Origin of the sequence: Pseudomonas sp. HMSC063H08 (assembly GCF_001813645.1) — a bacterium.
Classification (GTDB): Bacteria; Pseudomonadota; Gammaproteobacteria; order Pseudomonadales; family Pseudomonadaceae; genus Pseudomonas; species Pseudomonas aeruginosa.
Genome location: NZ_KV813452.1, coordinates 42,893 through 55,276 on the forward strand (window position 1 = coordinate 42,893; position 12,384 = coordinate 55,276).

General features: G+C 67.9%; 10 protein-coding genes. All 10 read left to right on the top strand.

Going from position 1 to position 12,384, the window contains the following annotated elements; genetic code table 11:
* Positions 1-234: 234 nt before the first annotated feature.
* Positions 235-1,269, top strand: coding sequence for a type VI secretion system protein TssA (gene tssA / locus HMPREF2924_RS15635; RefSeq protein ID WP_003111627.1), 1,035 nt, complete (start codon positions 235-237; stop codon positions 1,267-1,269).
* Positions 1,270-1,357: 88 nt separating this feature from the next.
* On the top strand, positions 1,358-1,876 hold the full coding sequence (tssB, locus tag HMPREF2924_RS15640) for a type VI secretion system contractile sheath small subunit (protein ID WP_003083666.1): 519 nt from the start codon (positions 1,358-1,360) through the stop codon (positions 1,874-1,876).
* A gap of 12 nt (positions 1,877-1,888) precedes the next feature.
* Positions 1,889-3,385 carry a type VI secretion system contractile sheath large subunit gene (gene tssC, locus HMPREF2924_RS15645; protein WP_003104973.1) on the top strand — a complete coding sequence of 499 codons (1,497 nt, stop codon included), beginning with the start codon at positions 1,889-1,891 and terminating at the stop codon, positions 3,383-3,385.
* Positions 3,386-3,460: 75 nt separating this feature from the next.
* Positions 3,461-3,949 (top strand): type VI secretion system receptor/chaperone Hcp, encoded by a 489-nt coding sequence (hcp, locus tag HMPREF2924_RS15650; RefSeq protein WP_003083670.1) that lies wholly within the window; start codon positions 3,461-3,463, stop codon positions 3,947-3,949.
* A gap of 167 nt (positions 3,950-4,116) precedes the next feature.
* On the top strand, positions 4,117-4,962 hold the full coding sequence (tagJ, locus tag HMPREF2924_RS15655; RefSeq protein WP_003119488.1) for a type VI secretion system accessory protein TagJ: 846 nt from the start codon (positions 4,117-4,119) through the stop codon (positions 4,960-4,962).
* Between the two features lies 1 nt (position 4,963).
* Positions 4,964-5,473, top strand: a complete 510-nt coding sequence (gene tssE / locus HMPREF2924_RS15660; protein WP_003111625.1) for a type VI secretion system baseplate subunit TssE — start codon at positions 4,964-4,966, stop codon at positions 5,471-5,473.
* Positions 5,470-7,329, top strand: a complete 1,860-nt coding sequence (tssF, locus tag HMPREF2924_RS15665) for a type VI secretion system baseplate subunit TssF (RefSeq protein ID WP_003128254.1) — start codon at positions 5,470-5,472, stop codon at positions 7,327-7,329. Before tssE ends, tssF begins: the two co-directional genes overlap by 4 nt.
* A complete protein-coding gene (gene tssG, locus HMPREF2924_RS15670; protein ID WP_003128256.1) occupies positions 7,293-8,339 on the top strand; it encodes a type VI secretion system baseplate subunit TssG in 1,047 nt (348 codons plus the stop codon). The genes tssF and tssG overlap by 37 nt, the downstream gene beginning before the upstream one ends.
* Complete coding sequence (tssH, locus tag HMPREF2924_RS15675; RefSeq protein ID WP_003128258.1) at positions 8,332-11,040, top strand: type VI secretion system ATPase TssH; 2,709 nt, start codon at positions 8,332-8,334, stop codon at positions 11,038-11,040. Before tssG ends, tssH begins: the two co-directional genes overlap by 8 nt.
* A 46-nt stretch (positions 11,041-11,086) precedes the next feature.
* Positions 11,087-12,384: type VI secretion system spike protein VgrG1a (gene vgrG1a, locus HMPREF2924_RS15680; protein WP_083325388.1), on the top strand; the 1,298-nt coding region annotated here is incomplete at its 3' end.

A 12,384-nucleotide genomic window follows, 5' to 3' on the forward strand; every position in this document is an offset into this window, starting at 1 on the left:
ACCGGATTATAAAAGACTAATCCTACGTCTTTTAAAGATTTGTCCGATCTGCGGTGTCATGCAACTAGTGGCGTTGTGCCTTCCTTGACAAGCCTTGCGGCATGCCACAAGAATTTTGCCAACCTTTCGAGTCATCCGATATTCATCAATGGCTCCTACAAGATCCGACGGAGTGGATCTTACAAGCGAAGGTGAGGGCCGCGCAGCGGCTCCGATGATAGGGAGATCGTCACCGTGCTGGATGTACCCGTTTTGCTGGCCGCCGTATCCCCGGACTCGCCCTGTGGCGACGATCTGGAGTACGACGCCGCGTTCCTCGAACTCGAACGCATCGCCCAGGGCCAACCCGAGCGCCAGATGGGCGATGCCGTGCTGCCCGCCGAACCGCCGGAGTGGCCGCGCGTACGCGCGCTGGCCAGCGAGCTGTTCGGCCGTAGCAAGGACCTGCGGGTAGCCAACCTGCTGCTGCAGAGCAACGTTGCCCTCGACGGCCTGGACGGGCTCGCCGAAGGCCTGCTGCTGGTCCGCGAGCTGCTCGGCCAGTACTGGGACGGCGTCTATCCGTTGCTCGACGCCGATGACGACAACGACCCCACCTTCCGTATCAACGCCCTCACCGGCCTGGTCGCCGAACCGCTGCTGCAACTGGTCTGGGCGATCCCGCTGGTGCGCTCGCGGGCGTTCGGCCCGGTCAACCTGCGCGCCGCGCTGAACGCCGCCGGGCTGCAACGCTTCGCCAGCGAGACCCTGAGTCCCGAGCAGATCGCCGGCGCCTTCGCCGATGCCGACGCCGATGCGCTGGCCGCCACCCGGCGCGCCCTGGATGGCGCCCAGGAACATGCCCTGGCCATCGAGAGCGGCGTCGCCGAACGGGTCGGCTCGGCCCAGGGCCTCGACCTCGGTCCCCTTCGTCAACTGCTGCGCCAGGCCCTCCAGGTGTTCGACCTGTACGGCCCGCAGGGCGCCGGCGAGCCCTTGGCGCCGGGCGCCGAAGCGGCCACCGGCGAGCAGGGGGGCGCCGCGCCTGTCGCAGCCGTCGCCGCGCCGGCACCGCGTGCCAGCGGCGAGATCGCCAACCGCGAAGACGTCCTGCGCCAGCTCGATCGCCTGCTCGAGTATTACGTTCGCCACGAGCCGTCGAGCCCGGTGCCGGTGCTGCTCAAGCGCGCCAAGACACTGGTGACGGCCGACTTCGCCGAAATCGTGAGGAATCTCATCCCCGATGGGATTTCCCAGTTCGAAACCCTGCGAGGCCCGGAAAGCGAGTAACGCCTAGCGGCCGTCCGGGCCAACGCTGCAAGCCGCCGGGGCGATTCCGACGGCGCTAACAACCGCCGTCGCGCGAGGGAGAAACAAGATGGGAAGCACTACCAGCAGTCAGAAGTTCATCGCCAGGAACCGGGCGCCACGCGTGCAGATCGAGTACGACGTGGAGCTGTACGGTGCCGAGAAGAAGGTCCAGCTGCCCTTCGTCATGGGCGTCATGGCCGACCTCGCCGGCAAGCCCGCCGAACCCCAGGCGGCGGTCGCCGACCGCAAGTTCCTGGAGATCGACGTGGACAACTTCGATGCCCGGCTGAAGGCGATGAAGCCGCGGGTGGCCTTCAACGTACCGAACGTGCTGACCGGCGAAGGCAACCTGAGCCTGGACATCACCTTCGAGAGCATGGACGACTTCAGCCCCGCCGCGGTGGCGCGCAAGGTCGATTCGCTGAACAAGCTGCTCGAGGCGCGTACCCAACTGGCCAACCTGCTGACCTACATGGACGGCAAGACCGGCGCCGAGGAAATGATCATGAAGGCGATCAAGGACCCGGCCCTGCTTCAGGCCCTGGCCAGCGCGCCGAAGCCCAAAGACGACGAGCCGCAGGCGTAAGAGGATTCCAGCATGGCCGAATTGAGCACCGAGAACCTGGCCCAGGGCCAGACCACCACCGAGCAGACCAGCGAGTTCGCCAGCCTGCTGCTGCAGGAGTTCAAGCCCAAGACCGAGCGCGCCCGCGAAGCGGTGGAGACCGCTGTGCGGACCCTCGCCGAGCATGCCCTGGAGCAGACCAGCCTGATCTCCAACGACGCGATCAAGTCGATCGAGTCGATCATCGCGGCGATCGACGCCAAGCTCACCGCCCAGGTCAACCTGATCATGCACCACGCCGACTTCCAGCAACTGGAAAGCGCCTGGCGCGGCCTGCACTACCTGGTCAACAACACCGAGACCGACGAGCAACTGAAGATCCGCGTGCTGAACATCTCCAAGCCGGAGCTGCACAAGACCCTGAAGAAATTCAAGGGCACCACCTGGGACCAGAGTCCGATCTTCAAGAAGCTCTACGAAGAGGAATACGGCCAGTTCGGCGGCGAGCCCTATGGCTGCCTGGTCGGCGACTACTACTTCGACCAGTCGCCGCCGGACGTCGAGCTGCTCGGCGAGATGGCGAAGATCTCCGCCGCCATGCACGCGCCGTTCATCTCCGCCGCCTCGCCGACGGTGATGGGCATGGGTTCCTGGCAGGAACTGTCCAACCCGCGCGACCTGACCAAGATCTTCACCACCCCGGAATACGCCGGCTGGCGTTCGCTGCGCGAGTCCGAGGACTCCCGCTACATCGGCCTGACCATGCCGCGCTTCCTGGCGCGCCTGCCCTACGGGGCGAAGACCGATCCGGTGGAAGAGTTCGCCTTCGAGGAAGAAACCGACGGCGCCGACAGCAGCAAGTACGCCTGGGCCAACTCGGCCTACGCGATGGCGGTCAACATCAACCGCTCCTTCAAGCTCTACGGCTGGTGCTCGCGGATCCGCGGCGTCGAGTCCGGCGGCGAGGTGCAGGGCCTGCCGGCGCACACCTTCCCCACCGACGACGGCGGCGTGGACATGAAGTGCCCGACCGAGATCGCCATTTCCGACCGCCGCGAGGCGGAGCTGGCGAAGAACGGCTTCATGCCGCTGCTGCACAAGAAGAACACCGACTTCGCCGCCTTCATCGGCGCGCAGTCGCTGCAGAAACCCGCCGAGTACGACGATCCGGACGCCACCGCCAACGCCAACCTGGCGGCGCGCCTGCCCTACCTGTTCGCCACCTGCCGCTTCGCCCATTACCTGAAGTGCATCGTTCGCGACAAGATCGGTTCCTTCAAGGAGAAGGACGAGATGCAGCGCTGGCTGCAGGACTGGATCCTCAACTATGTCGACGGCGACCCGGCCCACTCCACCGAGACCACCAAGGCCCAGCACCCGCTGGCGGCGGCCGAAGTGGTGGTGGAGGAAGTCGAAGGCAATCCGGGTTACTACAACTCGAAGTTCTTCCTTCGCCCGCACTACCAGCTCGAGGGACTGACGGTATCGCTACGCCTGGTATCCAAGCTGCCTTCGGCCAAAGAGGCCTGAGGCATTCAACGACAGCGCCTGCCATGGTGGCGGGCGCTTGCATAGCGTAGTGGCGCGAGCCACACGGGAGGAAAGATGGCTGTTGATATGTTCATCAAGATCGGCGACGTCAAGGGTGAGTCCAAGGACAAGACTCACGCCGAGGAAATCGACGTGCTGGCATGGAGCTGGGGCATGTCCCAGTCCGGGTCGATGCACATGGGCGGTGGCGGCGGCGCCGGCAAGGTCAACGTGCAGGACCTGTCGTTCACCAAGTACATCGACAAGTCCACGCCCAACCTGATGATGGCCTGCTCCAGCGGCAAGCACTATCCGCAGGCGAAGCTGACCATCCGCAAGGCCGGCGGCGAGAACCAGGTCGAGTACCTGATCATCACCCTGAAGGAAGTCCTGGTGTCCTCGGTGAGCACTGGCGGCAGCGGTGGCGAGGATCGCCTGACCGAGAACGTGACCCTGAACTTCGCCCAGGTCCAGGTCGACTACCAGCCGCAGAAGGCGGATGGCGCGAAGGACGGCGGTCCGGTCAAGTACGGCTGGAACATCCGCCAGAACGTGCAGGCCTGATGAGCCGGCTGCCGGTCATGGCGTGGCCAGGCCATGCCGTGGCCGGTGCGAGCGCCCGCCATGCCGGGTGCGGAAGGCGCGCGCGGCGCGCCGCGGACCTCGTCCGCCCGACCTCCTGCCGGAGGTACTGAATTCCACCGGGTCGTCCGTCGCGTCCGCCGGGCGCCATGGCCGACCCTTCATTCGCATCCGGGCGCCTGGGCTCCCGGCTACAGGGAAGTATCGCGATGATCGCCGAAGAACTGTTGCGCGCCGGGCGCCTGGACGATGCCTTGAAAGCCTTGCAGGAACAGGTGCGCAGCCAGCCGTCGAACGCCACCCTGCGGATCTTCCTGTTCCAGCTGCTGGCCGTGATGGGCCAGTGGGCGCGGGCGCAGAACCAGCTCAAGGTGGTCGGCGAACTGGATGCCTCGGCGCTGCCGATGGTACAGACCTACTCCACCGCCATCGACTGCGAGGCGCTGCGCCGCGAGGTGTTCGCCGGGCGCCTGACGCCGGTGATCCTCGGCCAGCCGGCGGAATGGATCGCGCCGCTGTTGCAGGCCCTGAGCCTGGATGCCGAAGGCCACGGCGAGGCCGCCCAGGCCCTGCGCGAGCAGGCCTTCGACGCCGCGCCGGCGGTGCCCGGGCGGATCGGCGAGGCGCCGTTCGCCTGGCTGGCGGATGCCGACACGCGCCTCGGCCCGGTGCTCGAGGTAATCGTCAACGGTCGCTATGCCTGGTTGCCGATGAGCAACCTGCGCAGCCTCAAGGTCGAGGCGCCGAGCGACCTGCGCGACCTGGTCTGGCTGCCGGCCGAACTGACCCTGGCCAACGGTGGCGCCACCGTCGCGCTGCTGCCGGCGCGCTACGCGGAAACCGTCGAGCACGGCGACGACGCCGCGCGCCTGGGGCGCAAGACCGAATGGCTGGATAGCGGCCTGCCGGTCGGCCAGCGGCTGTTCGTCACCGATGCCGGCGAGACCGCGCTGTTCGACCTGCGTGAGCTGGACTTCGAGCCGACGGACGCCTGACATGGCCGAACTGACCCTCCAGGAGCGCCTGCAGCCGTCGCTGCTCGACCGCCTCACCGACGACGAGCCGGGCAACCTCAAGGAAGCCGCGGAGCGCCGGGTGCTGACCCTGAGCCAGCTGAAGGCCTCGGTGCTGCGCGACCTGGCGTGGCTGTTCAACACCACTTCGCTGTTCGACCACGGCCCCGCCGCACGGATGCCGGCCGGCAACTCGGTGCTCAACTACGGGCTGCCGGCGCTGGCCGGGCACACCGCGTCGAGCGTCGACGTGCATGCCATCGAGGCGCTGCTCACCGAGACCATCGCCACCTTCGAGCCGCGCATCATCCGTTCTTCGCTGCGGGTGCGCGCGCAACTGCTGCCCGGCGAGATGGACCACAACGCCCTGAGCTTCGAGATCGAGGGTGATCTCTGGGCCGAACCGGCGCCGCTGCGCCTGCTGCTGACCACCAACCTGGACCTGGAGACCGGCCACGTGCGCGTCGCCCAGGGCGAGCGGAGGCGTACATGAACCCGCGCCTGCTCGAGTACTACAACCAGGAATTGCAACACATCCGCGAAAGCGCCGCGGAGTTCGCCGAGGAGTTCCCGAAGATCGCCGGGCGCCTGTCGCTGTCCGGCTTCGAGTGCGCCGACCCCTACGTCGAGCGCCTGCTGGAAGGTTTCGCCTATCTCACCGCGCGGGTCCAGCTGAAGCTCGACGCGGAGTACCCGACCTTCACCCACAACCTGCTGGAAATCGCCTACCCGCACTACCTGGCGCCGACTCCGTCGATGACCGTGGTGCAGCTGCGCCCGGACCCCAACGAAGGCGCCCTGAGCAGCGGCTTCAGCGTCGAGCGCGGGGCCTCCCTGCGCGGCCAGCTCGGCCCCGATGACCAGACCGCCTGCGAATACCGCACCGCCCACCCGGTGACCCTGTGGCCGTTGGAAGTGGCCCAGGCCGACTACTTCGGCAATCCCGCCGCGGTGCTCGGCCGCCTCGCCGCCAGCGAGCCGCGGGCCAAGGCCGGCCTGCGCATCCGCCTGCGCAGCGGCGCCGGTATCCCGTTCGACAGCCTGTCGCTGGACGCCCTGCCGCTCTACCTGCACGGCGCCGACGAACAACCCTACCGCCTCTACGAACAATTGCTCGGCAACGCCTGCGCGGTGTTCGTCCGCGCCCCGGACAATGCCTGGGTCGAACGCCTGCCGACGAGCAGCCTGCGTGCGCGTGGCTTCGACGACGAGGACGCGCTGCTGCCGGTGGTGCCGCGGGCGTTCCAGGGTTACCGCCTGCTGCAGGAATACTTTGCCCTGCCGGCGCGCTTCCTGTTCGTCGAGTTCTCCGGCCTGAACCGCGCCCTGCGTCGATGCCACGGCGAGGAGCTGGAACTGGTCGTGCTGTTCGGCAAGCACGACCAGCGCCTGGAGGGCACGGTGGACGCGGAGCAACTGGTGCCGTTCTGCACCCCGGCGATCAACCTGTTCCCGCGCCGCTGCGACCGCATCCACCTGTCCGACCGGGTCAACGAGCATCACGTGATCGTCGACCGCACCCGTCCGCTGGATTTCGAGGTGCATTCGCTGCAACAGGTGAGCGGCCACGGCAGCGGTCCGGAGCAACCCTTCCAACCGTTCTACGCGGTGCGCGACCCGGCGCGCTACGGCCGCGAGCAGGCCTACTTCAGCGTGCGCCGCGAACCGCGCGTGCTGTCCAGCAAGCAGCGGCGCAAGGGCCCGCGCTCGACCTACGTCGGCAGCGAGACCTTCGTCGCCCTGGTCGACGCCAACCAGGCGCCCTATCGCCACGACCTGCGCCAGCTCGGCATCGCCGCGCTGTGCACCAACCGCGACCTGCCGCTGTTCATGCCGATCGGCGCGCACAAGAGCGACTTCACCCTGGAGGACAGCGCCCCGGTCATGCAGGTGCGCTGCCTCGCCGGACCGAGCCGGCCGCGCGCCAGCCGTGCCCACGATGCCAGCGCCTGGCGGCTGATCAGCCAGCTGTCGCTGAACTACCTGTCGCTGGCCGAGCGCGGCCAGGGCGCCGCCGCCCTGCGCGAGCTGCTGCGGCTCTACGGCGACAGCGGCGATCCGGCGCTGCAACTGCAGATCGAGGGCCTGCGCGAGGTCAGCAGCAAGCCTTGCACGCGGCGCCTGCCGATGCCCGGGCCGATCGTCTTCGGCCGTGGCCTGGAGATCACCCTGGACTTCGACGAGAACGCGTTCCGCGGCACCGGGGTGTTCCTTCTCGGCGCTGTGTTCGAGCGCTTCCTGGCACGCTACGTGTCGATCAACAGCTTTACCGAGACGGTGCTGCGCACCGGCGAACGGGGCGAGGTGATGAGATGGCACGCGAAGCCGGGCAGCCGTCCGAACCTCTGAACCTGCTCGCCGGGATGGCGGCGGCGCCCTGGGACTATGACTTCTTCCAGGCGCTGCGGCGCATCGAGTGCGAGTCGCCGCAACTGCCGCGCCTCGGTCATTCGGTGCGGCTGGCGGACGACCCGCTGCGTCTCGGGCAGAAGCCCGACTGCACCTTCGCGCCCTCGACCCTGGCCTCGGTGAGCCAGGCCGGCACCGCTGCGGTGCCGCGCCTGGACCAGTTCTTCTTCGGCCTCACCGGCCCCAACGGGCCGCTGCCGCTGCACCTCACCGAATACGCCCGGGAACGCCAGCGCAACGTCAACGACGCGACCTTCAAGCGCTTCATGGACGTCTTCCACCACCGCCTGCTGACCCTGTTCTACCGGGCCTGGGCGGAGGCGCGGCCGGAGATCAGCCACGACCGGATCGACGACGACTACTGGTCGGCGCGTCTCGCCGCGCTCTCCGGGCGCGGCATGCCGAGCCTGCGGGGGCGCGAGCCGCTGGCGGACACCGCACGCTACTACTACACCGGCCACCTCGCCGCGCAGACCCGCTACCCGGACGGCCTGCGGGTGATCCTCGCGGAGTATTTCGAGGTCCCGGTGGCGGTCGAGGAATACGTCGGCCAATGGCTGGAGCTGCCCGAGCGCAGCCGCCTCGGCGTCGACTCGACGAGCCTGGGCATGGACGTCTGCCTGGGCACCCACGTCTGGGACCGCCAGCACAAGTTCCGCCTGCGCCTGGGGCCGCTGGACCTCGATCAATACCAGCGCTTCCTGCCCGACGGCGACCACTTCGTCGAGCTGGCCGCCTGGGTCGCCGAATACCTGGGCGAGGAGCTGGACTGGGACGTCAACCTGGTCCTGCAACGCCACGAAGTACCCCCGCTCGGCCTGCAGGGCGGCGGGCGGCTCGGTTTCAACACCTGGCTGGGCGATCCCGGCCAGGACGCCAGGGATCTACTGCTGGCCCGCCAGTACGCCACTGCGCGGCCGCACGAGCACAAGGAGAAGGAACATGAGTGAGATCAGTCGCGTTGCGCTGTTCGGCAAGCTGAACAGCCTGGCCTACAAGGCCATCGAGGCCGCCACGGTATTCTGCAAGCTGCGCGGCAATCCCTATGTCGAGCTGGTGCACTGGTTCCACCAGATCCTCCAGTTGCCGGACTCGGACCTGCACCAGATCGTCCGCCAGTCCGGGATCGACCCGGCGCGCCTGGCCAAGGACCTGACCGAGGCCCTTGACCGCCTGCCGCGCGGCTCGACCTCGATCACCGACCTGTCCTCCCATGTCGAGGAAGCGGTGGAGCGCGGCTGGGTCTACGGCAGCCTGATGTTCGGCGAGAGCCAGGTGCGCACCGGCTACCTGGTGATCGGCATCCTCAAGACGCCGAGCCTGCGCCATGCCCTCACCGGGCTGTCGGCGGAATTCGCCAAGCTCAAGGTCGAGGCGCTCACCGAGCGCTTCGACGAGTACGTCGGCGCCTCGCCGGAGAACGGCCTGTCGGCCAGCGACGGCTTCAACGCCGGCGCCGCCCCGGGCGAGGCCAGCGGCGCCCTGGCGCCGAGCGCGATGGGCAAGCAGGAGGCGCTCAAGCGCTTTACCGTGGACCTCACCGAGCAGGCCCGTAGCGGCAAGCTCGACCCCATCGTCGGGCGTGACGAGGAGATCCGCCAGTTGGTGGACATCCTCATGCGCCGCCGGCAGAACAACCCGATCCTCACCGGCGAGGCCGGCGTCGGCAAGACCGCGGTGGTGGAAGGCTTCGCCCTGCGCATCGTCGCCGGCGACGTCCCGCCGGCGCTGAAGGACGTCGAACTGCGCGCCCTCGACGTCGGCCTGCTGCAGGCCGGGGCGAGCATGAAGGGCGAGTTCGAGCAGCGCCTGCGCCAGGTGATCGAAGACGTGCAGAGTTCCGAGAAGCCGATCATCCTGTTCATCGACGAAGCCCACACCCTGGTCGGCGCCGGTGGCGCGGCCGGCACCGGCGACGCCGCCAACCTGCTCAAGCCGGCCCTGGCGCGCGGCACCCTGCGCACCGTGGCGGCGACCACCTGGGCCGAGTACAAGAAGCACATCGAGAAGGACCCGGCGCTGACCCGGCGTTTCCAGGTGGTGCAGGTGGACGAGCCGTCCGAGCACAAGGCCATCCTGATGATGCGCGGCGTCGCGTCGACCATGGAGAAGCACCACCAGGTGCAGATCCTCGACGAGGCGCTGGAGGCGGCGGTCCGGCTGTCGCACCGCTACATCCCGGCGCGCCAGCTGCCGGACAAGTCGGTGAGCCTGCTGGATACCGCCTGCGCGCGCACCGCCATCAGCCTGCACGCGGTGCCGGCCGAGGTCGACGATAGCCGCCGGCGCATCGAGGCGCTGGAAACCGAGCTGGCGATCATCCGCCGCGAGGGCGCCATCGGCGTCGCCACCGCCGAACGCCAGCGCAACGCCGAGACCCTGCTGGCCGAGGAGCGCGAGCGCCTGGCCGCCCTGGAGCAGCGCTGGGCCGAGGAAAAACGCCTGGTCGACGAACTGCTGGAGACCCGCGCCCGTCTGCGTGCCGCCGCCGAAGCGGTGGACGCCGGCGGCGTGCCGCTGGGCGAAGGCGAGGCGCGTCTCGACGAGGAACAGCGCCAGGGGCTACATGCGCGGCTGGCGGAACTGCAGGCGCAACTGAGCGCGTTGCAGGGCGAAGAGCCGCTGATCCTGCCGACCGTGGACTACCAGGCGGTGGCCTCGGTGGTCGCCGACTGGACCGGCATCCCGGTCGGCCGCATGGCGCGCAACGAGATCGACACCGTGCTCAACCTCGACCGGCACCTGAAGAAGCGCATCATCGGCCAGGACCACGCGCTGGAGATGATCGCCAAGCGCATCCAGACTTCCCGCGCCGGCCTCGACAACCCGAGCAAGCCGATCGGCGTGTTCATGCTCGCCGGCACCTCCGGGGTGGGCAAGACCGAGACCGCGCTGGCGCTGGCCGAGGCCATGTACGGCGGCGAGCAGAATGTCATCACCATCAACATGAGCGAGTTCCAGGAAGCCCACACCGTCTCCACCCTCAAGGGCGCCCCGCCCGGCTACATCGGCTACGGCGAGGGTGGCGTGCTGACCGAGGCGGTACGCCGCAAGCCCTACAGCGTGGTGCTGCTGGATGAAGTGGAGAAGGCCCACCCGGATGTCCACGAGATCTTCTTCCAGGTCTTCGACAAGGGCGTGATGGAGGACGGCGAAGGCCGGGTGATCGACTTCAAGAACACCCTGATCCTGCTCACCACCAACGCCGGCACCGAGATGATCGCCAGCCTCTGCGCCGATCCGGAACTGATGCCCGAGCCGGAAGCCATCGCCAAGTCGCTGCGCGAACCGCTGCTGAAGATCTTCCCGCCGGCGCTGCTCGGCCGCCTGGTGACCATCCCCTACTACCCGCTCAGCGACGACATGCTCAAGGCCATTTCGCGCCTGCAACTGGGGCGGATCAAGAAGCGCGTGGAGGCGACCCACAAGGTGCCGTTCGAGTTCGACGAGGGCGTCGTCGACCTGATCGTCTCGCGCTGCACCGAGACCGAGAGCGGCGGCCGGATGATCGACGCGATCCTCACCAACACGCTGTTGCCGGACATGAGCCGCGAGTTCCTCACCCGCATGCTCGAAGGCAAGCCGTTGGCCGGGGTACGTATCAGTAGCCGCGACAACCAGTTCCACTACGACTTCGCCGAGGCCGAGTGACAACCGGCGACACGCAGAGCAGTAGAAGGAACCGTCGATGGGATTGATGCAACTGACCCGCCTGGTCCAGGTGGATTGCCCGCTGGGGCCGGACGTGCTGCTGTTGCAGCGCATGGAGGGACGCGAGGAACTGGGACGGCTGTTCGCCTACGAGCTGCACCTGGTATCGGAAAATCCCAACCTGCCGCTGGAGCAGTTGCTCGGCAAGCCGATGAGCCTGTCGCTGGAGCTGCCCGGCGGCAGCCGGCGCTTCTTTCACGGCATCGTCGCGCGCTGTAGCCAGGTGGCCGGGCACGGCCAGTTCGCCGGCTACCAGGCCACCCTGCGGCCCTGGCCGTGGCTGCTGACGCGCACCTCGGACTGCCGCATCTTCCAGAACCAGAGCGTGCCGGAGATCATCAAGCAGGTGTTCCGCAACCTCGGCTTTTCCGATTTCGAGGATGCCCTCACGCGCCCCTACCGCGAGTGGGAATACTGCGTGCAGTACCGCGAGACCAGCTTCGACTTTATCAGCCGGCTGATGGAACAGGAAGGCATCTACTACTGGTTCCGCCATGAGCAGAAGCGCCACATCCTGGTGCTCTCCGACGCCTACGGCGCGCATCGCAGCCCGGGTGGCTACGCCAGTGTGCCGTACTACCCGCCGACCCTCGGCCATCGCGAGCGCGACCACTTCTTCGACTGGCAGATGGCACGCGAGGTCCAGCCCGGTTCGCTGACCCTCAACGACTACGACTTCCAGCGCCCCGGCGCGCGCCTGGAGGTGCGTTCGAACATCGCCCGCTCGCACGCGGCGGCCGACTACCCGCTGTACGACTACCCCGGCGAATACGTGCAGAGCCAGGACGGCGAGCAGTACGCGCGCAACCGCATCGAGGCGATCCAGGCGCAGCACGAGCGCGTGCGCCTGCGCGGCGTGGTGCGCGGGATCGGCGCCGGGCACCTGTTCCGCCTGAGCGGCTATCCGCGCGATGACCAGAACCGCGAGTACCTGGTGGTCGGCGCCGAATACCGGGTGGTCCAGGAACTCTACGAAACCGGCAGCGGCGGCGCCGGCTCGCAGTTCGAGAGCGAGCTGGACTGCATCGACGCCAGCCAGTCGTTCCGTCTCCTGCCACAGACTCCGGTACCGGTGGTGCGGGGTCCGCAGACCGCGGTGGTGGTCGGGCCCACGGGCGAGGAGATCTGGACCGACCAGTACGGCCGGGTCAAGGTGCACTTCCACTGGGATCGCCACGACCAGTCGAACGAGAACAGCTCCTGCTGGATTCGCGTGTCCCAGGCCTGGGCCGGGAAGAACTGGGGTTCGATGCAGATCCCGCGGATCGGCCAGGAAGTGATCGT